The 22,776-nt window shown below is 73.6% G+C and carries 21 protein-coding genes and 3 tRNA genes; 11 read left to right on the top strand and 13 right to left on the bottom strand.

Annotated features, from left to right (window positions below):
* Nucleotides 1-193 precede the first annotated feature (193 nt).
* Nucleotides 194-1,318, top strand: a complete 1,125-nt coding sequence (locus tag ISOVA_RS15875; protein WP_013837549.1) for a M15 family metallopeptidase — start codon at nucleotides 194-196, stop codon at nucleotides 1,316-1,318.
* A 275-nt stretch (nucleotides 1,319-1,593) separates the two neighbouring features.
* On the opposite strand, the gene ISOVA_RS01785 is transcribed toward ISOVA_RS15875, so the two are convergent.
* Complete coding sequence (locus tag ISOVA_RS01785) at nucleotides 1,594-1,959, bottom strand: metallopeptidase family protein (protein WP_391540487.1); 366 nt, start codon at nucleotides 1,957-1,959, stop codon at nucleotides 1,594-1,596.
* A gap of 52 nt (nucleotides 1,960-2,011) precedes the next feature.
* Between ISOVA_RS01785 and ISOVA_RS01780 the strand changes: the two genes are divergently transcribed.
* The 5 genes from ISOVA_RS01780 to ISOVA_RS01760 all read left to right on the top strand — a co-directional run bounded on the left by ISOVA_RS01780 (nucleotide 2,012) and on the right by ISOVA_RS01760 (nucleotide 3,287).
* Nucleotides 2,012-2,084: transfer RNA gene (locus ISOVA_RS01780), tRNA-Glu, on the top strand.
* Nucleotides 2,085-2,219: 135 nt separating this feature from the next.
* Nucleotides 2,220-2,293, top strand: a tRNA-Asp gene (locus ISOVA_RS01775).
* A 51-nt stretch (nucleotides 2,294-2,344) separates the two neighbouring features.
* Nucleotides 2,345-2,417, top strand: a tRNA-Phe gene (locus tag ISOVA_RS01770).
* Between the two features lie 130 nt (nucleotides 2,418-2,547).
* Nucleotides 2,548-2,967 (top strand): phage holin family protein, encoded by a 420-nt coding sequence (locus tag ISOVA_RS01765; protein ID WP_013837547.1) that lies wholly within the window; start codon nucleotides 2,548-2,550, stop codon nucleotides 2,965-2,967.
* Nucleotides 2,964-3,287, top strand: coding sequence for a DUF3618 domain-containing protein (locus ISOVA_RS01760; protein WP_013837546.1), 324 nt, complete (start codon nucleotides 2,964-2,966; stop codon nucleotides 3,285-3,287). The genes ISOVA_RS01765 and ISOVA_RS01760 overlap by 4 nt, the downstream gene beginning before the upstream one ends.
* 31 nt (nucleotides 3,288-3,318) lie before the next feature.
* Here ISOVA_RS01760 and ISOVA_RS01755 read toward each other — a convergent pair whose 3' ends face one another.
* On the bottom strand, nucleotides 3,319-3,528 hold the full coding sequence (locus tag ISOVA_RS01755) for a BldC family transcriptional regulator (protein WP_013837545.1): 210 nt from the start codon (nucleotides 3,526-3,528) through the stop codon (nucleotides 3,319-3,321).
* A 383-nt stretch (nucleotides 3,529-3,911) separates the two neighbouring features.
* Here ISOVA_RS01755 and ISOVA_RS01750 point away from each other — a divergent pair, with 383 nt between their 5' ends.
* Nucleotides 3,912-4,115, top strand: a complete 204-nt coding sequence (locus ISOVA_RS01750) for a DUF3073 domain-containing protein (protein ID WP_013837544.1) — start codon at nucleotides 3,912-3,914, stop codon at nucleotides 4,113-4,115.
* 87 nt (nucleotides 4,116-4,202) lie between these two features.
* Here ISOVA_RS01750 and purM read toward each other — a convergent pair whose 3' ends face one another.
* From purM to ISOVA_RS01720, 6 genes are all read right to left on the bottom strand, one after another.
* The gene (gene purM, locus ISOVA_RS01745; RefSeq protein ID WP_013837543.1) at nucleotides 4,203-5,309 is read right to left on the bottom strand and encodes a phosphoribosylformylglycinamidine cyclo-ligase; all 1,107 of its coding nucleotides are present in this window, start codon (nucleotides 5,307-5,309) and stop codon (nucleotides 4,203-4,205) included.
* A gap of 25 nt (nucleotides 5,310-5,334) precedes the next feature.
* Nucleotides 5,335-6,882, bottom strand: coding sequence for an amidophosphoribosyltransferase (gene purF / locus ISOVA_RS01740; protein ID WP_013837542.1), 1,548 nt, complete (start codon nucleotides 6,880-6,882; stop codon nucleotides 5,335-5,337).
* Between the two features lie 26 nt (nucleotides 6,883-6,908).
* On the bottom strand, nucleotides 6,909-7,295 hold the full coding sequence (locus ISOVA_RS16655; protein WP_013837541.1) for a hypothetical protein: 387 nt from the start codon (nucleotides 7,293-7,295) through the stop codon (nucleotides 6,909-6,911).
* Nucleotides 7,296-7,356: 61 nt separating this feature from the next.
* Nucleotides 7,357-10,077 carry an ExeM/NucH family extracellular endonuclease gene (locus ISOVA_RS01730; RefSeq protein WP_013837540.1) on the bottom strand — a complete coding sequence of 907 codons (2,721 nt, stop codon included), beginning with the start codon at nucleotides 10,075-10,077 and terminating at the stop codon, nucleotides 7,357-7,359.
* Between the two features lie 179 nt (nucleotides 10,078-10,256).
* On the bottom strand, nucleotides 10,257-10,631 hold the full coding sequence (locus ISOVA_RS01725) for a sterol carrier family protein (protein WP_013837539.1): 375 nt from the start codon (nucleotides 10,629-10,631) through the stop codon (nucleotides 10,257-10,259).
* A 39-nt stretch (nucleotides 10,632-10,670) separates the two neighbouring features.
* Nucleotides 10,671-12,140 (bottom strand): RNB domain-containing ribonuclease, encoded by a 1,470-nt coding sequence (locus ISOVA_RS01720; protein ID WP_013837538.1) that lies wholly within the window; start codon nucleotides 12,138-12,140, stop codon nucleotides 10,671-10,673.
* Between the two features lie 136 nt (nucleotides 12,141-12,276).
* Here ISOVA_RS01720 and ISOVA_RS01715 point away from each other — a divergent pair, with 136 nt between their 5' ends.
* Entirely contained in the window at nucleotides 12,277-14,493 is a 2,217-nt protein-coding gene (locus ISOVA_RS01715; protein ID WP_013837537.1) for an NADP-dependent isocitrate dehydrogenase, read from the top strand.
* A gap of 123 nt (nucleotides 14,494-14,616) precedes the next feature.
* Here ISOVA_RS01715 and ISOVA_RS17120 read toward each other — a convergent pair whose 3' ends face one another.
* From ISOVA_RS17120 to purL, 3 genes are all read right to left on the bottom strand, one after another.
* Entirely contained in the window at nucleotides 14,617-15,015 is a 399-nt protein-coding gene (locus ISOVA_RS17120; protein WP_013837536.1) for a hypothetical protein, read from the bottom strand.
* 72 nt (nucleotides 15,016-15,087) lie between these two features.
* Entirely contained in the window at nucleotides 15,088-15,288 is a 201-nt protein-coding gene (locus tag ISOVA_RS01705; protein WP_013837535.1) for a DUF6191 domain-containing protein, read from the bottom strand.
* A gap of 131 nt (nucleotides 15,289-15,419) precedes the next feature.
* On the bottom strand, nucleotides 15,420-17,765 hold the full coding sequence (purL, locus tag ISOVA_RS01700) for a phosphoribosylformylglycinamidine synthase subunit PurL (protein ID WP_013837534.1): 2,346 nt from the start codon (nucleotides 17,763-17,765) through the stop codon (nucleotides 15,420-15,422).
* A 237-nt stretch (nucleotides 17,766-18,002) separates the two neighbouring features.
* Between purL and ISOVA_RS01695 the strand changes: the two genes are divergently transcribed.
* The 3 genes from ISOVA_RS01695 to ISOVA_RS01685 all read left to right on the top strand — a co-directional run bounded on the left by ISOVA_RS01695 (nucleotide 18,003) and on the right by ISOVA_RS01685 (nucleotide 19,857).
* The gene (locus tag ISOVA_RS01695) at nucleotides 18,003-18,956 is read left to right on the top strand and encodes an EamA family transporter (protein ID WP_013837533.1); all 954 of its coding nucleotides are present in this window, start codon (nucleotides 18,003-18,005) and stop codon (nucleotides 18,954-18,956) included.
* Between the two features lie 7 nt (nucleotides 18,957-18,963).
* Nucleotides 18,964-19,452, top strand: coding sequence for a T6SS immunity protein Tdi1 domain-containing protein (locus tag ISOVA_RS01690; protein ID WP_013837532.1), 489 nt, complete (start codon nucleotides 18,964-18,966; stop codon nucleotides 19,450-19,452).
* 99 nt (nucleotides 19,453-19,551) lie between these two features.
* Nucleotides 19,552-19,857 carry a hypothetical protein gene (locus ISOVA_RS01685; RefSeq protein WP_013837531.1) on the top strand — a complete coding sequence of 102 codons (306 nt, stop codon included), beginning with the start codon at nucleotides 19,552-19,554 and terminating at the stop codon, nucleotides 19,855-19,857.
* A gap of 19 nt (nucleotides 19,858-19,876) precedes the next feature.
* On the opposite strand, the gene ISOVA_RS01680 is transcribed toward ISOVA_RS01685, so the two are convergent.
* Nucleotides 19,877-22,015 (bottom strand): acyl-CoA dehydrogenase family protein, encoded by a 2,139-nt coding sequence (locus ISOVA_RS01680; RefSeq protein WP_013837530.1) that lies wholly within the window; start codon nucleotides 22,013-22,015, stop codon nucleotides 19,877-19,879.
* A complete protein-coding gene (locus ISOVA_RS01675) occupies nucleotides 22,012-22,731 on the bottom strand; it encodes a TetR/AcrR family transcriptional regulator (RefSeq protein WP_013837529.1) in 720 nt (239 codons plus the stop codon). The genes ISOVA_RS01680 and ISOVA_RS01675 overlap by 4 nt, the downstream gene beginning before the upstream one ends.
* Nucleotides 22,732-22,776 lie beyond the last annotated feature (45 nt).

Genomic DNA, 22,776 nt, shown 5'->3' with positions numbered 1-22,776 from the left:
CGTTATCGAACGGGCCGGAGATGCGCGAAGGATGTCCCGGTCTTCACGAACCGTCCCCAGACCTCGCACGGGATTCGTGACCGATCGTCAAGCGGATGGTCGGGAGCACCTGCTCGGGTAGTTGACGCTGGAACAAGCCTTCGACGCAGGAGGCACCTCCACCGAACCTGAGGCGACCCCGAAGGACCTCCGCGTGAACCAGAACCACGATGCCGCGCCGCTCCCCCGGCGCCGTGACATCCACCGGCCCTCCGGCCGAGCATTCCGCATCCCGGCGCGACGCGCTACCGGACGCGGCGCGCGCCTGGGCGTCCCCGCCGCGCTCGGCGTGATGGCGCTGTCGACCGGCCTCGCCACCGGCGTGAGCGCGGCGACGGGCGCCGGCACCCCCTCGCTGGTGCGCGCCGTGACCGCCGAGCCGAGCGTCGGCACCGCCCCCGCGACCCCCTCGCCCGAGGCCTCGCCGGCGCCCGAGCCGACGCAGCGGACCGCCGAGCCGGCGTCCGGCGTCGACCCCGAGGCGCTCGCGGCCGCGCAGGCGACGCTCCAGCGGGCGTCCGTGCTCACGGCCGACGCCGTGGCCGTCCCCGCCGACCAGCTCGCCAAGATCGAGCAGCAGGTCGCCGCGGTGCACCAGCTCCTCGAGACCCGCGACACCTCCGGCACCGCGTCGCGCGCGGGCGAGCGCGCACCGCTCGACGCCACGCCGCAGGCCGCCCCCGAGGCGGCGTCCGCCGACCCGTCCGCGCAGCTCAGCGAGGCGACGACCTCGCTGCGCACGCTGCTCGACCAGGCTGCCTCGGCGGCCGTCGACATCGAGGCCGCTCCCCCGACGCCGGCCGAGATCCTCGAGGAGCAGAAGAAGGCCGCGGCCACCGCGGCCGCGTCCCTCGCCGTGCACGCCAAGGACACCGCCGGCTACTCCAACGGCCGGATCCCGACCGCCGCGCTGTGCGAGCTGTCGTTCGCGCCCGGGCAGACGCTGCGTTGCGACGCGGCCGCGCAGCTCGAGCGCCTCGACACCGCGTTCCAGGCGGCGTTCGGCCGGCACCTCGAGATCACCGACTCCTACCGGTCGTACTCGTCGCAGGTCGCGACGAAGGCGAGCCGCGGCTACCTCGCGGCCGTCCCCGGGTACTCCAACCACGGCTGGGGCGTCGCGGTCGACCTCGGCGGCGGCGTGCAGAGCTTCGGCACCGCGCAGTACGAGTGGCTGCGGGCCAACGCCCCCGCCTTCGGCTGGGACAACCCCGACTGGGCCCGTCCGGGTGGCAAGAAGCCCGAGGCATGGCACTGGGAGTACACGCCCCTCCCCTGACGAGGTAGCGCACAGCCCGCCGAAGTAGCGCGCCCCTCCGCGAAGTAGCGCACAGCCCGCCGAGGTAGCGCACAGCCCGCCGAGGTAGCGCGTCGCTCGCCGAAGTAGCGCAGATGCCCGACGTCGGTACCGGCGTCGGGCATCTCCGTCTCTGTTCGTCCGTGATCGGCCGCCGGAAGGTGACGAACGCGGACGGAGGTCGCGCTACCTCGCGAGCCCGAGCGCTACCTCGCCAGCTCGCGCGCTACCTCGCGAGCCGGAGCGCTACCTCGCGGTCAGGCCCAGCCGAGCTCGTGGAGGCGGTCGTCGTCGATGCCGAAGTGGTGCGCGATCTCGTGCACGACGGTGATCGCGACCTCCTCGACAACGTCCTCGCGCGTGTCGCAGATGGCGAGCGTCGGGTTGCGGAAGATCGTGATGCGGTCGGGCAGCGAGCCCGCGGCCCAGAACTGCCCGCGCTCGGTGAGCGGGACGCCCTCGTAGAGGCCGAGGAGCTCGGGCTCCTCGGCGGGCGCGTCGTCCTCGACGAGCACGACCACGTTGTCCATGAGCGCCGCCAGGTCGGCCGGCACCATGTCCAGGCCGTCGCGGACGGCGTCCTCGAACTCGTCGCGACTCATCTCGACCACCACGGGGACCATCCTGCCCGGTCCGGGAGCGGACCGGCTCCCCCGGTATGCTTGCGGTCGTCCGGCCCCCATCGTCTAGCGGCCTAGGACCCCGCCCTTTCACGGCGGTAGCACGGGTTCGAATCCCGTTGGGGGTACTCCACGGGCGCCCCGGCGCCCACGGGGAGGGGCGTTCGCGCAGGTCAGCGGCCGATTTCAGGATCACGCCGACCATGGGGTACGCTTCTTCTCGGCTCGAACGAGCCCCTCCGGTCGGGAGGTCCACCGATCATGGCCCTGTAGCGCAGTTGGTTAGCGCGCCGCCCTGTCACGGCGGAGGTCGCGGGTTCAAGTCCCGTCAGGGTCGCGCATGACGCGCCCGGTTCGTCGGCAACGGCGCCCCGGGCGTTCGTGTCACGGCTCTGTAGCTCAGTTGGTAGAGCGTTCGACTGAAAATCGAAAGGTCACCGGATCGACGCCGGTCGGAGCCACCTCAGAAACCCCCGGGCAGCGCCCGGGGGTTTCGTCGTTCTCGGACACGCGGACCCCTCTGAATTGCCTGGACCAGCAGGTACGGGTTGAGTGGACCGCACAAGCACCACCTCGGGATCGGAGCACGGGATGACCGACTGGGACGACGGGCGCACTCCGCCGCCCGCCGACCGGCCGCCCAGCATGGGCCGCCTGGTCGAGCAGCTGTCCGAGCAGGCGACGCGCCTCGTGCGCGCGGAGATCGCGCTCGCCAAGGCCGAGGTCGCCGAGAGGGCGAAGCGCTCGGCGATCGGGATCGGGCTGGCCGTCGTGGCCGCCGTCATCGTGCTCTACGCCGTCGGGATCCTGCTGTGGGCGGCCGTCTTCGGTCTCGCCGAGGCCTGGCCCCTGTGGCTCTCGGCGCTCGTGATCGGCGTCGTGCTCATGCTCGCCGCCGGCGCCCTGGCGTTCGTCGGGCTCAAGGTGCTCCAGCGCGCGGCGACCAAGCCGGAGACGATCGACCGCGTCAAGGACGACGTCGCGGCCGTCAAGGAGGGGATGCACCGGTGACGGAGAACCAGCCCCAGGACGCCGCCGTCGCGCGGCCGCCGATGTCGCGGCGCGAGCTCGAGGCCGAGGTGGTCCGCAGCCGCGCCGAGGTGGCGGCGACGCTCGACGCGCTCACGACCCGGCTCTCGCCGTCGTACCAGGCCGCTCAGCTCGCGCAGAGCACGCGCCGTGCGGCGTCCGACGCCGGCACGTTCGTCACGGGCGGCGGGCTGCCGTCCGGCGACGCGCGGCGGTCCCGGAACGCCAAGATCCTCCTGGGCGTGGTCGCGCTCACCGCGACGGTCGTGGCCGTCGCCGTGACGCGCGCGCTGCGCCGGTGAGCGGCGTCGTCGCCGCGGGACGCGCCCGCCCTCACTTGTCCTGAGGCTCGGCCTCCTCGGAGGCCGCGCCGAGCAGCGCCCGGACCTCGGACTCCTTGTACCGGCGGTGCCCGCCGAGCGTACGGATCGAGGACAGCTTGCCGGCCTTGGCCCACCGCGTGACCGTCTTCGGGTCGACGCGGAACAGGCTGGCGACCTCTGCAGGCGTGAGCAGATCCTCGGATTCCCCGTGGAGCGTCATCCCTGCACCTCCCTGCCACGGGACCGACGCGGGCGGCGCCCGGCATCCGACTCGGTCCCGTCGATCTATTGTGGGCAGAAAGTAGGATTGAGGCGACTTGATCGCAAGGGATTCACCCGCTTTCGACGGCGGCACCCCGTAGGGCTGGTCCGTCCAGTCTGTCCAGATCACGACGGGGGCCGTGTGAGTCCGGTCACGCCCGCCAGGGCCCGCCCCGCCGTCGGGCCAGGCCCGCGACGCACGGATGCGATCGCCACACCGCTCGGAGTGGAGGGAATGGCTCGCGACCATGTACCGTTGGAGTCTGAACAGACGAAACTTTCTCCGGGGCCGCGCGTCAGGGAACGTCGCCGCCCCGCTCCTACGTTGAGGGGGTCGGAGCCATGGGCCGCGGCCGTCAGAAGGCAAAGCAGACCAAGGTCGCTCGCGCGCTGAAGTATTACAGCCCCGAGACGAACTACCACGCACTGGAGCAAGAGCTCCGTGGTCGCAGCAGCCGGACCGACGTCGCCACCGAGGACCGCTGGGGCACCGGTGACGATGCGGAGTTCGACAACCAGTACACCGCGTGGGACGACGAGCGCTGACCTCCCACCCCGCGCTTCTCCTGGGCACGTGATCGCACGAGGGGCCGGACGGCGTCAGCCGTCCGGCCCCTCGTGCGTGCGCGGGTCCTAGCGGTAGTCGCCCACGAGCCGCACGGCGCCGCCGTGCACGCCCTTGGTGCCGCTGACGAGGTCCTCGCCCGCCGCCGCGTCGTCGAGCACGTCGACCGTGCCGAGCGTCCAGGCCGGCACGCCGAGCGCCTCGAGCCGGGCGAGCGCCGCGTCCGCGCCGTCGGCGGCGACGACGGCGACCATGCCGACGCCCAGGTTGAGCGTGTTCTCGAGGTCGCCGCGCGGCACGCCGCCGAGCTCGCGCACGACGCGGAACACGGGCGGCACCTCCCACGACGCGCGGTCGACCGTCGCGACTGTCCCCGCGGGCAGCACGCGCGCGAGGTTCGCCGCGAGCCCGCCGCCGGTCACGTGCGTGAGGGCGTGCACCTGCGCGGCCTCGTCACGGGCCAGCGCGAGCACGTCGCTCGCGTACACGCGGGTCGGCTCCAGCAGCTCCTCGCCGAGCGTGCGGCCGAACTCGTCGACGTGCCGGTCGAGCTCCCAACCCGCGTGCTTCACGACCGCGCGCACGAGCGAGTAGCCGTTGGAGTGCAGACCGCTCGACGCCATGGCGACCAGCACGTCGCCCGGGCGGACGCGCTCCGGGCCGAGCACCGCGTCGGCCTCGACGAGGCCGGTCGCCGCGCCGGCGACGTCGTACTCGTCCGGCGCGAGCAGGCCGGGGTGCTCGGCGGTCTCGCCGCCCACGAGGGCCGTGCCGGCCACCTCGCACGCGCGCGCGATGCCGCGCACGACGTCGGCGATCCGCTCGGGCACGACCTTGCCGGTCGCGATGTAGTCGGTCATGAACAGCGGCTCGGCACCGACCACGACGATGTCGTCGACGACCATGCCGACGAGGTCGAAGCCGATCGTGTCGTGCACGTCCATCGCCTGGGCGATCGCCACCTTGGTGCCGACGCCGTCGGTCGACGTCGCGAGCAGCGGCCGGCGGAACTGCCGGAACGCCGACAGGTCGTAGAGGCCGGCGAAGCCGCCCACTCCCCCGAGCACGGCCGGGCCGTGCGTGCGCCGCACCGCGTCCTTCATGAGCTCGACGGCCTTGTCACCGGCCTCGGTGTCGACCCCGGCGGCGGCGTAGGTCAGCGGTTCGGAAGTCACGTACGGGGCTCCTGCGGTCGGGGGCTCAGGGGTGGTCGAGGGCGGTGGACGCGCCGGCGCCGACGGACAGCTGGCGCAGCCCGTCCTCCGGGGCGCCGAGCGGCAGCTCGGCCTGCTCGAGCAGGTGCTTGCCGAGCTGGTCGGCGGACGGCAGCTCGATCGGGTACTTGCCGGTGAAGCAGGCCGTGCACAGCTGCGACGACGGCTGCTCGGTCGCGGCGATCATGCCCTCGAGCGAGATGTAGCCGAGCGAGTCCGCTCCGAGCGACTGCCCGATCTCCTCGACCGCGAGGCCGTTGGCGATGAGCTCGGCGCGCGAGGCGAAGTCGATGCCGTAGAAGCACGGCCACTTCACGGGCGGCGACGAGATGCGCACGTGCACCTCCGCGGCCCCGGCCTCGCGCAGCATGCGGATGAGCGCGCGCTGGGTGTTGCCGCGCACGATCGAGTCGTCCACGACGACGAGGCGCTTGCCGCGGATGACCTCCTTGAGCGGGTTGAGCTTGAGGCGGATGCCGAGCTGGCGCAGCGTGTCGGAGGGCTGGATGAAGGTGCGGCCGACGTAGGCGTTCTTCGTCAGGCCCTGGCCGAACGGGATGCCGGACTCGGCCGCGTACCCTACCGCGGCGGGCGTGCCCGACTCGGGCGTGGGGATGACGAGGTCGGCCTCGACGGGGTGCTCGCGGGCGAGCGCGCGGCCCATCTCGACGCGGGCGGCGTGCACGGAGCGCCCGTTGATCGTGTTGTCGGGGCGCGCGAGGTAGACGTACTCGAAAACGCAGCCGGCCCGCTCCGGCTCCGCGAACCTCGTCGAGCGCAGCCCGTCGGCGTCGATGCAGATGAGCTCGCCCGGCTCGACGTCGCGCACGTAGGACGCGCCGACGATGTCGAGGGCCGGCGTCTCGGACGCGACGACCCAGCCGCGCTGCAGACGGCCCAGCACGAGCGGGCGGACGCCCTGCGGGTCGCGCGCGGCGTAGAGCGTGCGCTCGTCCATGAAGACGAGCGAGAACGCACCGCGCAGGCGCGGCAGGACCTCGAGCGCCGTCTGCTCGAGCGTGTGGTCGGCGTCGCCCGCGAGCAGGGCCGTCACGAGCGCCGTGTCGGTCGTGTTGCCGCGCGCGAGCTCGCCGCGGCGCTGCGCGCCGTAGCGCTCGGCGACGAGGTTGACGAGCTCGGCGGAGTTGGTGAGGTTGCCGTTGTGGCCGAGCGCGACCGTCCCGGCCGCCGTGGCGCCGAGCGTGGGCTGGGCGTTCTCCCACGTCACGCCGCCGGTCGTCGAGTAGCGGCAGTGCCCGACGGCGATGTGGCCGGTCAGGGCGTTGAGGGCGGTCTCGTCGAACACCTGGGACACGAGGCCCATGTCCTTGTAGACGAGGATCTGCTCACCGTTGCTGGTGGCGATGCCCGCGGACTCCTGCCCACGGTGCTGCAGGGCGTACAGGCCGAAGTACGCCAGCTTCGCGACCTCCTCGCCCGGCGCCCAGACTCCGAAGACGCCGCACGCGTCCTGGGGGCCCTTCTCGCCGGGCATGAGGTCGTGGTTGAGGCGGCCGTCAGGGCGCAGGGGCATGGCACGAGTATCCCACAGGGGCCGTGTCAGCGGCCGCGCAGGCTCCGGCGGTCGGCGACGACGGCGGCGAGCCCCGCGAGCAGCGTCGTGACGGTCGTGGTCGCGGCGACCACGACCACGACGAACACCCCCGGCTTGAGCATCGGGAAGCTTCCCTCGGCGACGTCCACGAGCCACGTGCCGAGCCACAGGCCCGCCACGAGGCCGACGACCACGCCGACGGTGAAGAACGCCCCGAACTTCGGCGCACGGCGCACGCGCGCGGGGTCGACGAGCAGGTGCTCCTCGGGCCCGGCCGGCGCCTCGGGCGTGCCGGGCGCCGCGTCCGGAGCCGTGCCGCGCTCGGCGTCCAGGACCGCGTCGGGCGTCGCGGGCGTCGTGTCGGCGGGGCGGTCGGGGGTCGTGCTGCTCACCCGACGAGCCTACCCGCGCGCGAGGGGAGCCCGGCCGCGCGCCGGGCTCCCCTCGCGAGGGTCAGGCCGCGCCGAGGCCCGCCCAGGCGTTGCTCGTGCCGGGCTCGACGCCGCGGCTGCGGCGCTGGGCCTCCCACAGGTGCCCCTCGTGCACGACGACGTCACCACGCACGTAGAGGCCCGACGCCGTCCACGTCGTGGCCGCGCCGTCGTGCACGACGCGGTCGCCCGCGACGTAGACCGTGCCGGCGTCCCACGCGGGCGCCGAGGGCGCCAGGTCGAGGCCCACGAGGAACGGGTCGTGGTCGGACGACCGGAAGGGCGTCGTGTCGTACAGCAGCGAGACGTTGTAGTTGTGGCGGCTGTACTCGTTGGCGATCGGCTCGTACGCGTTGATGTTCCAGATGTCGGCGCCGGTCACGACCTCGGCCGCGGCGGGCGAGGCGAGCACGTGGTCGAGCGAGCCGACCTTGCCCTCGAACATGTACGTGTACTTGCCCGTGGCCGGGCCGAGGTCGGTGTACCCGGCGTCGGTGAGCACGACGATCGGGTCCTCCTTCTCGTAGGCGTTGAAGTCGCCGACGAGCAGCACCTTGTCGGTCCCGGCGTCGGCCGCGACCTCGTCCGCGAACGCGAGCAGGGCGGTCGCCTGGCGCACGCGCGACTCGTTCGACGCGCCCTGGCCGTCGCCCTGGTCGGCGTCGCCGGGCCACGGGCCGGCCGAGCCCTTCGACTTGAAGTGGTTGGTCACGACGAGCACGTCGTCGCCCGTGTCGGCGTCGACCCCGCCCGCGGGCTGGAACACCTGCGCGAGCGGCTCGCGCGCGTTGACGAAGGCGTCCGACCCGACGAGGATCCGCGACTCGCCCACCGGCTCGGCCGCCGCCGTGCGGTACACGAACGCGTTCCGGATGACGTCCTCGTCCGCGGGCACCTCGGCCGGCGACGGGACGTACGCCCACGTGCCCGCGCCGTCGTGCTCGTTGAGCGCGTCGACGAGGTCGGACAGCGCCTGGTCGCGCGGCTTGCCGAAGTGGACCGAGTTCTCGATCTCCTCGAGCGCGACGACGTCCGCGCCGAGGCCCGAGATCGCGGCGACGATCTTGGCCTCCTGGCGCTCGAGGTCCTCCGCCTCGGCCGCGCCGCGGGCGAGGCAGCCGCCGCGCACGGTGACGGGGTCGCCCACGCGGTCGGTGTAGTACGTGCAGCCCGACAGCTGGTCGCCGGTCGTCGTGAAGTAGTTGAGCACGTTGAACGTGCCGACCCGCAGGTTCCCCCCGACGTCGGCCGGGCTCGCCTCACGCGTGTCCTCGAACACCGCCTGCTGGACGGTGTCGGCGACGTCGGGCGTCAGGTGCGTCAGCGGCTGGAACGCCCACGCGTCGTAGCGGTAGTCGAGGATGACCGGCGTCGTGAAGGTCACCGCGGCACCCACGCGGACGGGGTCGCCGCCGGTGAGCCACGGCAGCGGCTTGGAGCTGTTGGCCGACGTCGAGTAGTTCGTCGTCGCGCCGTCGTCGAGCAGCACGGCCCGGGCCGCGTTGTCGGCCACCTGGGCGTGGTACTCGGGCGACAGCGGCCGGCCGACCGAGGTCGGCTGGACGAGCGGCGTCGTGCCGGCCGCGAGGCCGATCGTGCCGTAGTAGTTGGTCGAGTAGTTGTCGGTGACCGTGAAGTCGCCCTGCGGTGCGAGCAGCATGCCCTCGAGCGCCTCACGCTCGGCCTCCGTGGCGGGCCAGGTGGTCGTGGTGGGCTTGACCTCCTGCGCCGGCTCGTCGAGCACGGTCCAGCTCGTCGCCGAGACCTGCGTCAGGCCGAAGTGCTCGTGCACCTGGCCCGTGACCTCGACGTGGTCGCCGATGCGCAGCTGCTGCGCCGCGGCCGACGAGTAGACGAAGACGGCGTCGGACGCACCGGGCGTCGGGTCGTCGGCCGGGTCCCCGCCCGTGCCCTCGGTCTGGACGTAGACGCCGTCGAAGCCGCCGGTCGGGTACGCGGCGGTGACGACGCCGCGGGTCGTGACCGTCTGCCCGACGAGCGGCGACGCCGCCCCCGTGCCCTGGATCTCCGCGATCGGCACGACCTCGCCGGGCTCGGGCTCCGGGTCGGGGTCCTCGCCGCCGCCCGTCGAGCCGCTGTTCTGCGGGTCCGGCACGCCGGCGCGGAAGTCGGCCGCGTTGTCGACCGTGTTGGCGTGCTCGACGCGCGCGACCGCGGTGGCGTTGGTCGTGCCGGGCGCCGGACCCGAGCCGAGGAAGGTGTTCGTCGTCGCGCCCCAGCCGACCAGGTCGACGACGTCGGTGGCGTCGGCGCACGCGGCGCCGAGGCAGGTGAGGCGCTGCGTCGAGCTGACGAGCGCGACCTTGCCGCCCGTGCCCGACATCGCGATCGACCCCTCGACGTCCGGCGTCGGCAGGTCGGGCAGGTCGCGGTTGCTGCCGTAGGCCTGCCCCACGAGGAACGAGCCGCCCGCCGGGATCACGCCGGTGAGGTCGGTCTGGGAGGCCCACGCGGTGCCCGTCGCGGAGCCGTACTGGATCGACCAGCCGTCGAGCGAGACCGGCGCGTCCGTCGGGTTGTGCAGCTCGACGTAGTCCCGGTCGAGGACGGCGCCGCTGTTGCCGCCGCCCCCGTAGACCTCGTCGATGACCACCGGGGCGTCGACCGACGGGACCGCGACGGCAGGCGCCGCGAGCGCGGCGGAGGCGGGCAGGGCGAGCGCCGCGAGCAGGGCGGCGGTGGCCGACCCTCTCCGGCGCGGCGAGGGGTGCGTGGTGCTCACGCTGGCTCCTTCGGCAGGATGGCGATGGTTGCACCCACCCCACCAGGGCCGCGTGAACCGCTGCTGAACCGCAGGTCACGAACGGATGGCGGGTGGTACCGACCGTGTGTGCGCCGAGGTTAGCGGAGCCGACCGACACCGGGACCGACGACACCCTCGCGGCACCCTCGCCGCGCGGCTCAGTCCCGCTCGCGCGCCGCCTGGAGCGGCAGCAGGCCCGACAGATCGGACCGCTCGCCCGACGCGTGCACGCGGCCCGCGGCGACGGCGTCGGCCCACGACATGCGCCCGGTGACGAGCGCGAGCCACGTCTCGACGTCGGCCTCGACGACGTTGGGCGGCGTGCCGCGCGTGTGCCGCGGGCCGGCCACGGCCTGCACCGCCCCGGCGGGCGGCACGCGCACCTCGACCGCGTTGCCGGGCGCGACGTCGGCGAGCTCCTCGAGCGTGAAGCGCACGGCCGTCGTCGTCTCGGCGCGCCCCGCCTCGCCGCGCAGCCACGCCGCGACCGCGGCGCGCCCCGCGGCGGGATCGGTCCGTCGTCGTGCAGGCATGCCGGAACGATAACCGGCGTGGCGTGCGGCGCCGGGCCCTCAGGCCAGGTGGAACAGCACGCGGCGCTCGGCCACGTCCGCCTCCGCGAGCACGACCTTGACGCGCTCGCCGAGCGGCAGGTCGGTGCCCTCGACCCGGGCGCGGACCGCCGGGTCGCGCAGCACGACGAGGCCGCGCTGCGAGCCGTCCTCGCGGCGGTCGTCGACGTCGACGACGACCGCGTCGAACGTGCGGCCCTCGCGCCCGTGGAGCAGAGCCGCCTCGACGACGTCGACGCACGCCCGCTCGAACGCGGCCGCACGCCGGCCCGCCTCGGCCATGGTCGCGGGCAGCCCGGGCAGCGCGTCGAGCACCCAGCGCGGCGTCGTGCGGCCCGCCGCGTGCGCGAGGCAGATCTCGGCCGCGTAGCGGTCGACGAGGCGGCGCAGCGGCGCGGTCACGTGCGCGTACTCCGCGGCGATCGCGCCGTGGCTCGCGTCGACCGGGGCGGAGACGACCGCGCCGTCGGCGCCCGGCATGCCGAAGGCGAGGTAGTCCGCCCCGCGGAAGAGCGTCGTCGCCTCGTTGAGGAACGCGGCATGGGCCGGACGGCGGGACTCGAGCGTGCGCAGCAGCTGCCCGTAGGTGACGTCGTCGGGCCAGTCGATGCCGAGCGCGCGGGCCGTGCGTCGGAGCCGGGCAACGTCGCGCGGGTCGGCCTCGGGCAGCGTCCGGAGGACGCCCACGCCGGCCTCGCGCATGAGGCGCGCGGCGACGATGCCCGTGAGGAGCGAGATCTGCGCGTTCCAACCCTCGACCGGCAGGGTGCGCCGGAACTCGAGCGTGAACGAGCCGTCCTGCCGCTGCGCGACCTCCTGCTCGGGCACGTCGAGCGAGACGCCGCCGCGGTCGCGCTCGCGCTCCTGGCGCAGCCGCCCGACGTCGGCCAGCAGCGCGAGCGACTCGGGCGCGGTGCCGGCGTCGAGCGCGGTCTGCGCCTCGCCGTACGTGAGCCGGGCGCGCGAACGGACGATCGCCCGCGCGACGGCGGTGCTCACGATCTCGCCCGAGGGGTCCAGCCCGATCGTCCACAGCACGGCGGGGCGGTCCTCGCCGGGCAGCAGGCTCGCGGCGCCCTCGGAGAGCACCTTGGGGTGCAGCGGCGTCTTGGTGTCCGGGCCGTAGACCGTCATGCCGCGGCGGTGGAGCTCGGCGTCGAGCATGCTGCCGGGGGTGACGAAGGCCGCGACGTCGGCGATGGCGTAGCGGACGATGTAGCCGTTGCCGGACGACGCGACGTGGACCGCCTGGTCGAGGTCGAGCGAGCCCGGCGGGTCGATGGTCACGAAGTCGATGTCGCGCCGGTCCTGGCGGTTCTGCCAGACGTCCCGCGCGGCGCACTCCTCGGCCTCGGCGAGCACGTCGGCGGGGAACATCGCCGGCAGGCCGAGCTCCGCGCGCAGCGCTGCGAGCGCGTCCGCGACGTCGTCGGACCGGGTCGTGGCGAGTCGGAGATGTCGGGTCGGCACGGCACGACGGTAAGACCGCAGGCCGCGGCGCGCTCGGCGAACCGCCGCGGGAGGGCCGGTCCCGGTTCTCCTGCGGCGCCCCCGTCGGATATCTTGACATCAAGCAATCTCGACGTCGCAGGAGCATCGCTGCATCATGACCAACGAGTCAACGATCATCTACACGCACACCGACGAGGCGCCGCTGCTCGCGACGTACTCGTTCCTCCCGATCGTCCAGGCGTACGCGGCGAAGGCCGGCGTGAACGTCGAGACGCGTGACATCTCCCTCGCCGGGCGCATCCTCGCGCAGTTCCCGGAGCACCTCACCGACGAGCAGCGGGTCGGCGACGCGCTGGCCGAGCTCGGGCAGCTCGCGACCACGCCCGAGGCGAACATCATCAAGCTGCCGAACATCTCGGCGTCGGTGCCGCAGCTCAAGGCCGCGATCGCCGAGCTGCAGTCCCAGGGCTACGCGATCCCGGACTACCCCGAGGAGCCGCGCACCGACGAGGAGCGCGAGATCCGCGCCCGGTACGACAAGGTCAAGGGCTCGGCGGTCAACCCCGTCCTGCGCGAGGGCAACTCGGACCGCCGCGCCCCTGCCGCGGTCAAGAACTACGCGAGGACGCACCCGCACCGCATGGGCGCCTGGTCGCCCGAGTCGCGGACGAACGTCGCCACGATGGGCCACGACGACTTCTTCTCCAACGAGAAGTCCGTCGTCATGCCGGCCGCCGACACCCTGACCATCCGGCTGCGCACCGCCGAGGGCACGACCGTCCTCAAGGACGGCATCGCGGTCGAGGAGGGCGAGGTCGTCGACGCGACGTTCATGTCCGTCGCCGCGCTGCGCGAGTTCCTCGCCGAGCAGATCGCCCGCGCCAAGTCGGAGGGCGTCCTGTTCTCGGCCCACCTCAAGGCGACGATGATGAAGGTCTCCGACCCGATCATCTTCGGCCACATCGTCCAGGCGTTCTTCCCGGCGCTGTTCGAGCAGTACGGCGACCAGCTCAAGGCCGCGGGCATCTCGCCGAACGACGGGCTCGGCGGCCTGCTCGCCGCCGTCGACCGCCTGCCCGACGGCGAGGCCATCAAGGCCGCCGTCGAGCAGGGCCTGGCCGACGGCCCGGCACTCGCCATGGTCGACTCGGACAAGGGCATCACCAACCTGCACGTGCCGTCCGACGTCATCATCGACGCGTCGATGCCCGCGATGATCCGCAGCGGCGGCCACATGTGGGGGCCCGACGGCGCGGAGCACGACACGCTCGCCGTCATCCCCGACTCGTCGTACGCGGGGGTCTACCAGACCGTCATCGACGACTGCCGCGCGAACGGCGCGTTCGACCCGACGACGATGGGCTCGGTGCCCAACGTCGGCCTCATGGCCAAGAAGGCCGAGGAGTACGGCTCGCACGACAAGACGTTCGAGATCCCGGCCGACGGCACGGTCGAGGTCGTGAACGCCGCGGGCGAAGTGCTGCTGTCCCACGACGTCGCGGCCGGTGACATCTGGCGCGCGTGCCAGACCAAGGACGTCGCGATCCGCGACTGGGTCAAGCTCGCCGTCAACCGCGCCCGCGCCACGGGCGTGCCGGCTGTGTTCTGGCTCGACGCGAACCGGGCGCACGACGCCAACCTCATCGCCAAGGTCGAGACCTACCTCGGCGAGCACGACACCGAGGGCCTCGAGCTGCTCGTCATGGCCCCGGCCGAGGCGTGCGCCTACTCGCTCGAGCGCATCCGCAAGGGCCTCGACACCATCTCGGTCACCGGCAACGTGCTGCGCGACTACAACACGGACCTCTTCCCGATCCTCGAGCTCGGGACGTCGGCCAAGATGCTCTCGATCGTGCCGCTCATGAACGGCGGCGGCCTGTTCGAGACGGGCGCCGGCGGCTCGGCCCCCAAGCACGTCCAGCAGCTGCTCGCCGAGAACTACCTGCGCTGGGACTCGCTCGGCGAGTTCTTCGCGCTGGCGGCGTCGTTCGAGCACCTGTCGGGCGTGGCGGGCAACCCGCGCGCGAAGGTCCTCGCCGACACGCTCGACCGTGCGACGGGCACGTTCCTCAACGAGGACAAGTCCCCGACGCGTCGCGTCGGCGGCATCGACAACCGTGGCTCGCACTTCTACCTCGCGCTCTACTGGGCGCAGGAGCTCGCCGCGCAGTCCGACGACGCCGAGCTCGCCGCGACGTTCGCCCCGCTCGCCGAGCAGCTCGCCGCCGCCGAGTCGACCATCGTCGACGAGCTGCTGTCGGTCCAGGGCAACCCGGCGGACATCGGCGGCTACTACCGCCCCGACCCGGCCAAGGCGTCCGCCGTCATGCGCCCGTCGGCGACGTTCAACCAGGCGATCGACGCGCTCTAGTGCCGAGGTAGCGCTCATCTCGCCGAGGTAGCGCTCTTCTCGCCGACGTAGCACGCCCCTCCACCCACGCGGGTGGAGGGGCGTCGCTGTGTGACTCGACGTGAGACGCGTTCCCTCGACGCGTCACCAGGACCAGCCGCGCGAGCTCAGCTCGAGCTCCTCGCGCAGACGCTCCTCGGCCGCGGCGTGCTCGCCGAGCCGCAGCGGCACGTCCTCGACCGGCAGCGCGGAGAGCCGGCAGGCCTCGCGGAGCAGCGCGTCGTAGGCGCCCTGCACGGCACGCCAGTGGTGGGCGCGGGCGAACACGTCCGGATCCTCGTCGACCTTGCGCAGCTCGGCCGCGAGCTCGCCGAGGCGCATCTGGATCGCGAGCGTCACGAGCGGGTCGGCCTCGCCGGCCCGACGGCGGAGGTCGCGGCGGGCGACGGCCTCACGGTGCTCGTCGGAGCGCAGCCACGAGCGGACGGCGGTCGCGGCCACGATCAGGGCCGTCGTCGTCAGGAGCGCCAGCTGCCACGTCATCGGAGCACCCCGTAGGTCCAGAGGGTTCCAGTCTAGGAACCTCTCTCCCCCGTGAGAACGCCTTTCTCGGGGTCAATCCTTCCCGTCCGGGCGCTCCTCCTCACCGGGCAGGTAGGCGATGCAGGCGTCGAGGTCGACGCCGAACGGGGCGCCCTCGGCCGGCGTCCGGACGATGTCGAGCCGGCGGCGCTCCTGCTCCTCGGTGACGTGCGCGCGGCCGGGCTGGAAGATCACGAGGAGCGCGACGACGACCGCGGTGACCCACCCGGCCACGACCCGAACGCTACCGCTGAACCTGTCAGAAGGCTGGTGGGCCAGAGCCCACCACGCTTCTGACACGCCGCGGTGCCGGGCCGGCCTGTCAGAAGGCTGGTGGGCCAGGGCCCACCACCTTTCTGACAGGGTCAGCCGAAGATGCGCGGGAGCGTGCCCTCGAACGCCTCACGGGCCTCGTCGAGGCCGATCTCGAACGAGAGTCCCTCGAACGCGCCGGAGACGACGAGCGCGTCGCCGCCGGTCTCGCCGAGCGGCGCGACCGGCACGCCGGCCGCCTGCGCGAGCGCCACGAGCTCCGCCTCGCGCGACGGCTCGACGGCGACGAGCGCGCGCGCCGTCGACTCGCTGAACAGCGCGGCGAACGGCGTGACGCCGTCGCGCTCGGTGACGAGGTCGAGCGCGACGCGCGCGCCGACGCCGTACCGCAGCGACGCCTCGAGCAGGGCCTGGGCGAGGCCGCCCTCGGACAGGTCGTGCGCGGCGACGGCGAGCCCGTCACGGCGCGCGCCCACGAGCACGGACGCGAGCGCCTTCTCGGCGGCGAGGTCCACGCGCGGGGGCAGGCCGCCGAGGTGCCCGTGCTCGACGTCGGCCCACGCCGAGCCGTCGAGCTCGTCGGCGGTCGCGCCGAGCAGCAGGACGGACAGCCCCTCGCGCCGCCAGCCGGACGGCACGGCGGTGCGGACGTCGTCGATCACGCCGAGCACGCCGACGACAGGCGTCGGGTGGATCGACGAGTCGATCTGCCCGGGCTCGCCCGTGCCGTTGTAGAGCGAGACGTTGCCGCCCGTGACCGGGACGCCGAGCTCCTGGCACGCGTCCGCGAGGCCCTCGATGGCCTCGACGAGCTGCCACATCGAGTCGGGGTGCTCGGGCGAGCCGAAGTTGAGGCAGTCGGTGACGGCGAGCGGCTTCGCGCCCGTCGTCGCGACGTTGCGGTACGCCTCGGCGAGGGCGAGCGCCGCGCCGGCGCGCGGGTCGAGCTTGCCGTAACGGCCGTTGGCGTCGGTCGCGAGCGCCACGCCGAGCCCGGTCGACTCGTCGACACGCACCACGCCGCCGTCGTCGGGCTGCGCGAGCGCGGTGTTGCCCTGGACGAAGCGGTCGTACTGGTCGGTCACCCACGCCTTGGAGCAGAGGTTCGGCGACGCGAGCAGCCGCAGCGCGGTCTCCCGCAGCTGAGAGCCCGACGACGGACGGGCGAGCCCCGCGGCGACCGTCGTGTCGGCCTGCAGCGCGTCCTGCCAGGCGGGCCGCGCGTAGGGGCGCTCGTAGACCGGGCCCTCGTGCGCGACCGTGCGCGGGTCGACGTCGACGATGCGCTGGCCGTGGTGGTCGATGGTGAGGCGCCCGGAGTCGTTGACCTCGCCGATGACCGACGTCTCGACGTCCCACTTGCGCGTGATCGCGAGGAACTCGTCGAGCTTGTCCGGCCGGACGACGGCCATCATCCGCTCCTGCGACTCCGACATGAGGATCTCGCCCGCGTTGAGCGTGGGGTCGCGCAGGAGCACGTCGTCGAGGTCGACGTGCATGCCGCCGTCGCCGTTCGACGCGAGCTCCGACGTCGCGCACGAGATGCCGGCCGCGCCCAGGTCCTGGATGCCCTCGACCACCTGCGCCGAGTACAGCTCGAGGCAGCACTCGATGAGGACCTTCTCCATGAAGGGGTCGCCGACCTGGACCGACGGGCGCTTGGCCGGGACACCGTCCTCGAACGTCTCCGACGCGAGGATCGAGGCGCCGCCGATGCCGTCGCCGCCCGTGCGGGCGCCGAAGAGCACGACCTTGTTGCCGACGCCCGACGCGTTGGCGAGGTGGATGTCCTCGTGGCGCAGCACGCCGAGGCACAGGGCGTTGACGAGCGGGTTGCCCTGGTACGAGGCGTCGAACACGAGCTCGCCGCCGATGTTGGGCAGGCCGAGCGAGTTGCCGTAGCCGCCGACGCCGGACACGACGCCGTGCACGACGCGCGCGGTGTCGGGGTGGTTGACGTCGCCGAACCGCAGCTGGTCCATGACCGCCACGGGGCGCGCGCCCATCGAGATGATGTCGCGGACGATGCCGCCGACGCCCGTCGCGGCGCCCTGGTACGGCTCGACGAACGACGGGTGGTTGTGCGACTCGACCTTGAACGTGACCGCCCAGCCGTCGCCGATGTCGACGACGCCGGCGTTCTCGCCGATGCCGACGAGCAGGTGCTCCTTCATCTCGTCGGTGACGCGCTCGCCGAACTTGCGCAGGTGCACCTTCGACGACTTGTACGAGCAGTGCTCCGACCACATGACCGAGTACATGGCCAGCTCGGCGGCCGTCGGGCGGCGCCCGAGGATGTCGCGGATGCGCTGGTACTCGTCCGGCTTGAGGCCGAGCTCGGCGTACGGCTGGGTCTCGTCGGGCGTCGCGGCGGCGTTCTCGACCGTGTCGAGGACGGGGCGGGGGGTGCTCACAGCCTGATCGGCAGACGCGGTCATGGGTTCCCTCGGGTCGCACGGAGGGCTCGGACCGGGTGATCACCGCGCCGCGGGGCGGCGGGCGGCATCCGGCGTCGGTCCGGGCCTAGGGGCGCGCGGGGCGGCGCGGTGCCCAGTCTACCGGCGCGCCGCGGCGCCCCGGTCCCCGGCCCGACGCCGCACGCTTCAGCCGCGCTGCACGGTGCGTGAGGAGAAGTCGATGGACGCGGGCGCGGCCCGGGCCGGAGCATGGGGCGCATGCCGCTGCGCCACGCCCTGCTCGCCGTCCTCGTCACCGTGGTGTGGGGCGTGAACTTCCTCGCGATCGACGTCGGCGTCGCCGACGTGCCGCCGGCGCTGTTCGTCGCGATCCGGTTCGCGGTCGTGCTCGTGCCCGCGATCTTCCTCGTGCCGCGGCCGGCCGCCCGGTGGCGCGACGTCCTCGCCGTGGGCCTCTTCATGAGCCTGGGCCAGTTCGGCCTGCTGTACACAGCCCTCGCGTTCGGCATGCCGCCCGGGCTCGCGTCGCTCGTCCTGCAGGCGCAGGTCGCGTTCACGGTGCTGTTCGCCGTCGCGGCGCTGCGCGAGATCCCGACCCGCGCGCAGCTCCTCGGCGTGCTGCTCGGCGGGGCAGGCCTCGTCGTGGTCGGGCTGGGCAGGAGCGAGGCGACGCCGGCCGGCGCGTTCCTGCTCACGGTCGCGGCCGCGGCGTCGTGGGCGACGGGCAACGTGATCGCCCGCCGCGCGACCACGCGCGGCCCGCGCCCAACCCGCCCGGCCACGGGCCGCCGGTCGCCCGCCGTGGCCGGGCTGTCGATGACGGTGTGGTCCGCGCTCGTCGTGCCGGTGCCGATGCTCGCGCTCGCCGTCGCGCTCGACGGGCCCGCCGCCGTCGGGCACGCGCTGACGCACCTCACGCCCGCGGCGATCGTCTCGACGCTCTACACCGCGTGGCTCGCGAGCCTGTTCGGCTACGGCGTGTGGAACACGCTGCTCGCGCGGCACCCCGCCTCGGCGGTCGTGCCGTTCACGATGCTCGTGCCGGTCGTCGGGATGCTCGCCGCGTGGCTCGTGGTCGGAGAGCGACCCAACCTCGCGGAGGCCGCGGGCGGCGTCCTCCTGCTGGTGGGCGTGGCCGTGACCAGCGGCGTCGTCCGCGTGCGCCGCCGGGTCCGCCCCGACCCTTCCGCGCACTACCACAGAGTGGTTTGATTCGCTCGTGGACCTCCTGCGCACGTTCGACCGCGACGCCTTCGAGTACGGGCTGGCGGCGTGGTCCTGGCTGGGGGTCCGCGGCAGGACGCCGCGCTTCGCCACCGCGTTCGGCGACGTCTTCCTCGAGTCGCTCGAGGGGTGGTGGTTCCTCGACACGGTCGAGGGCTCGCTCCGGCTGCGCTGGTCGACCGCCGTGGAGATGTACGCGGAGCTCGAGTCGCCCGACGGCCGCGCCGAGATCCTCCTGCAGGACGTCGTCGACGACGCCGCGCGACGCGGGGCCACGCTGCGGCCCGACGAGGTCTTCGCGTTCACGCCGCACCCCGCCGTGGGCGGCCGGCTCTCCGCCGACTGCGTCGAGCCCGTCCGGTTCGAGCTCGCGCTGCGGCTCGCCGGCCGGCTGCACGAGCAGCTGCGCGTGCCGGCGTCGCCGCTCCTGCTGGGCCACGTGACCGCGCCGGCCGCCTCCCCGGGTGACGTCTGGTCACGATGACGTCACGCTCCGGCGCGCCCAGATGCGCCGGGCGACAACCTGTCGTCTCCTGGAACCGTACGCACACGACGGTCGTCACGGTTCCCCGGGAGGCAGCACATGAAGCGCGTGCTCGTCGCAGGCACCGTCGTCGCGCTGGGCGACGGCACGCTGCTCGGCACGGCGCTGGCCCTCGGGTGGCGGACGACGGCGATCGTCGCCCTGGCCGTCGGGGTCGTGGGCGCGGTCCTCGTCGCGATGCTCACGCCGCCGCCGCGCGCCGTCGCGCAGCCCGGCACCGTGACGCTCGGGCTGCCGGTGCGCGAGCCCGAGCCGGTGACGGACGAGCGGCCCGCCGCGACGAGCCAGGGCGAGGACGTCCCGGCGTCGCCGGTCGGGTCCACCCCCTCGCCCGTCGCGGCGTAGCGCGCGACGCGCGGCGGCGTCAGGACCGCAGTCGCGTCCCCATCTTGTGCAGCGCCTTCTCCGAGACCGGCGCGTCGCCCGAGGCGCGCAGCCGGGCGAGATGGGCGCGAGCCTCCTCCTGCCGTTGCGCCTCGGCGCCCGACGCGATCTTCGCGCGCAGGTGGTCCTGGCCGTAGCCCCACGCGTCGACGAGCTCGACGGCGAAGGGGCGCAGGCGCAGGAGCAGCCGGTCGACGTAGCTCGTGACGGTGCGGGCCCGCTGCGCGGACAGGCGGCCGTTGAGCAGGTACCACGCCATGTTGCGCTCGATGACCGTGAGGCCGAAGACGTCGCGCAGCCAGGTGAGCACGCGGCGCGTGCCCGGGTCCTCGATCGTCTCGAGCGCCTCGGTGAACGCCGACCACCGCAGCAGGTCGGCGTGCGCCTTCGCGGCCTCGACGAGGGCGACCTGGTTCTCGTCGAAGATCCGGGCGGCCGTCTCCGGGTCGGCCTTCTGCGCGGGCCGCAGGGCGAGCGCGGCCTGCTCGACCATCTCCGCGACGCGGTCGGCGAGCAGTTCGCGCTGGGTCTCGGGGTCGCGCAGGTGCCCCGCCGCGCGCCGCGGGTCGCCGACGTCGGCGATCGTCTGCCCGAAGCGGCGCAGCCCGGTGCGGTGCAGCGCCGCGTCGGTGGCCTGGTCGACGACGAACCGGGCGGCACCGGCCGGCGTCTTGGTGGCGGCCTTGAGGTGCTTGCCGTAGTCGCTCACGAGGCGCTTGGCCACGAGCTGGAGGAGCACCGTGTTGTCGCCCTCGAACGTGGCGTAGACGTCCAGGTCGGCGCGCAGGCTCGTGATGCGGTTCTCGGTGAGGAAGCCCGCGCCGCCGCACGCCTCGCGGCACTCCTGCAGCGTGTCGAGCGCGAACCGGGTCGACGTCGCCTTGAGCGCGGCGGCCGTCGTCTCGAGGTCCTCGCGCTGCTCGGGCATGTCCTTGGCACCAGAGAAGACGTCGTCGAACAGGTCGAGCAGGCGGTCGTGCGAGAAGTGCGCCGCGTAGACCTCCGCGATCCGCGGCAGGAGCCGACGGCGGTGCGTCGCGTAGTCGAGCAGCACCGTCTCCTCGACGGGCGAGGCGCTCGCGAACTGCCGGCGCTCCGCGCCGTACCGCGTGGCGATCGCGAGCCCGATCTTCGACGCGGCGATCGCGGCGCCGTCGAGGGAGACGCGGCCCTGGACGAGCGAGCCGAGCATCGTGAAGAAGCGCCGGCCGGGGCTCTCGATCGGCGACGAGTACGTGCCGTCGGGCGCGACCGAGCCGTACCGCGCGAGCAGGTCGGTGCGCGGCACGCGCACGTGGTCGAAGTGCAGCCGCCCGTTGTCGACGCCGCGCAGGCCGCCCTTGAGGCCGTCGTCCTCGCCGCCGACGCCGGGCAGGAACTCCATGGTCTCGGGGTCGCGGATCGGCACGTAGAAGCAGTGGACGCCGTGGTTGACGCCCTTGGTGACGAGCTGCGCGAAGACGGTCGCCGCGGTCGCGTGCACGGCCGCGTTGCCGAGGTAGTCCTTCCACGCCGCGCGGAACGGCGTGTGGATGACGAACTCCTCGGTCTCGGGGTCGTACGTCGCCGTCGTGGCGATCGACGCGACGTCGGACCCGTGGCCCGTCTCGGTCATGGCGAACGCGCCCGGCACCGACAGGTCCATCGCGCCCGGGAGCAGGCGGTCCTGCTGCTCGGGCGTGCCCAGGTGGAGGATCGCCGAGGCGAACAGGCCCCACTGCACGCCGGCCTTGATCTGCAGCGACGGGTCGGCCGCGACCATCTCCTCGAAGCCCGCGAGGTTCGCGCCGTGCGCGTCGCCGCCGCCGAGCCGCTCGGGGAACGCGAGCCAGACCTGCTTGTCCTCGTCGGCGACCATGAGCCGCAGCTGCTCGAGCACGCGCTCGCGGTGCTCGTCCATGGACAGCGACTCGTCCTTCCAGAAGCGCGGGTCCGCGGCGCGCTCGCGCGCGCGGCGGCGCTCGTCGGGCCAGCGGCCCAGGAGGTGGGCCGCGAGGCCGTCGACGTCGACGCGCGGCTCCGGCTTGCTCGCCGACGTCCCGTCGGCCGGCACGCGGTCGGGTTCCGCGTCGTGCCGGCCCGCAGGACGGTCGGAGCGCTGGTCGGACATCGTGGTCATCGGGTCTCCTGCGTGCGTGCGTGGGTGGGGTGCGTGAGGTGCTCGTCGTGGTGGAGCACGCCGACCGGGCCGTTCCACAGCCAGAGCGTCACCTGCTCGGTGAGCTCCTCGCGGGTCAGCCGGCCGCCCTCCGGGCCGCCGTCCGGGTGCGCGAGCCACCACTCGCCCGCGCCGCGGACGAAGCCGACGGCTCCGGCCGCCCACGCGGCCGCCGTCGCCGGCGGCACGTGCACCGCCCGCGCGAACGGCTCGGCGACGAGCTCGATGACGGAGTCGAGGTAGGCGCCGAGCGGCGCCTCCTGCTCCGGCCCGTCGGTGGCGGGCCCGTTGCCCCCGATCGCCGTCCGCGTGACGAACCAGTAGACGTTCGGGGAGTGCTCGATCATCTCGAGGTAGACGCGGACCATCGCCCGCAGCGCGGCGTGCGGCGTCGGCGCCGACCGCGCGGCCTCGCGCAGCGCGTCGTGCATCGTGGCGACGACGTTCGCCGCCACGGCCAGCCGCAGGCCGGCCTTGTCCTCGAAGTACCGGTACACGATCGACTTGGACGTGCCCGCCTCGGCCGCGATCTCGTCCATCGAGACCCCGGGCCCCACGCGGTGCACGGCCTTGCGCGCCGCGCGCACGAGCTCGGCCCGCCGGGCCGCTCGGTGGTCGTCCCAGCGTGTCGAGCGTCCGTCCACGGCCGTCGTCGCCCGTGTCGTGCGATCCGTCATGTGATCAGCCTCACGAGACCGAGAGTATCAGGTACTGTGAGTCCT

The sequence above is a fragment of the Isoptericola variabilis 225 genome (assembly GCF_000215105.1).
In the GTDB taxonomy this organism is placed as follows: Bacteria; Actinomycetota; Actinomycetes; order Actinomycetales; family Cellulomonadaceae; genus Isoptericola; species Isoptericola variabilis_A.
This window is presented reverse-complemented; position numbering and strand designations above follow the sequence as displayed.

Excerpts from the sequence above, each read along its gene's own strand:
- ISOVA_RS01725 (WP_013837539.1), bottom strand. The coding sequence starts at position 10,631 with ATGCCTGCACGACGACGGACCGATCCCGCCGCGGGGCGCGCCGCGGTC.
- purL (WP_013837534.1), bottom strand. The coding sequence starts at position 17,765 with ATGACCGCGTCTGCCGATCAGGCTGTGAGCACCCCCCGCCCCGTCCTC.
- ISOVA_RS01685 (WP_013837531.1), top strand. The coding sequence starts at position 19,552 with ATGAAGCGCGTGCTCGTCGCAGGCACCGTCGTCGCGCTGGGCGACGGC.
- ISOVA_RS01695 (WP_013837533.1), top strand. The coding sequence starts at position 18,003 with ATGCCGCTGCGCCACGCCCTGCTCGCCGTCCTCGTCACCGTGGTGTGG.
- ISOVA_RS01750 (WP_013837544.1), top strand. The coding sequence starts at position 3,912 with ATGGGCCGCGGCCGTCAGAAGGCAAAGCAGACCAAGGTCGCTCGCGCG.
- purF (WP_013837542.1), bottom strand. The coding sequence starts at position 6,882 with ATGCCCCTGCGCCCTGACGGCCGCCTCAACCACGACCTCATGCCCGGC.
- ISOVA_RS01680 (WP_013837530.1), bottom strand. The coding sequence starts at position 22,015 with ATGACCACGATGTCCGACCAGCGCTCCGACCGTCCTGCGGGCCGGCAC.
- ISOVA_RS01675 (WP_013837529.1), bottom strand. The coding sequence starts at position 22,731 with ATGACGGATCGCACGACACGGGCGACGACGGCCGTGGACGGACGCTCG.
- ISOVA_RS01715 (WP_013837537.1), top strand. The coding sequence starts at position 12,277 with ATGACCAACGAGTCAACGATCATCTACACGCACACCGACGAGGCGCCG.
- ISOVA_RS01785 (WP_391540487.1), bottom strand. The coding sequence starts at position 1,959 with ATGGTCCCCGTGGTGGTCGAGATGAGTCGCGACGAGTTCGAGGACGCC.
- ISOVA_RS01755 (WP_013837545.1), bottom strand. The coding sequence starts at position 3,528 with ATGACGCTCCACGGGGAATCCGAGGATCTGCTCACGCCTGCAGAGGTC.
- ISOVA_RS01765 (WP_013837547.1), top strand. The coding sequence starts at position 2,548 with ATGACCGACTGGGACGACGGGCGCACTCCGCCGCCCGCCGACCGGCCG.
- ISOVA_RS17120 (WP_013837536.1), bottom strand. The coding sequence starts at position 15,015 with ATGACGTGGCAGCTGGCGCTCCTGACGACGACGGCCCTGATCGTGGCC.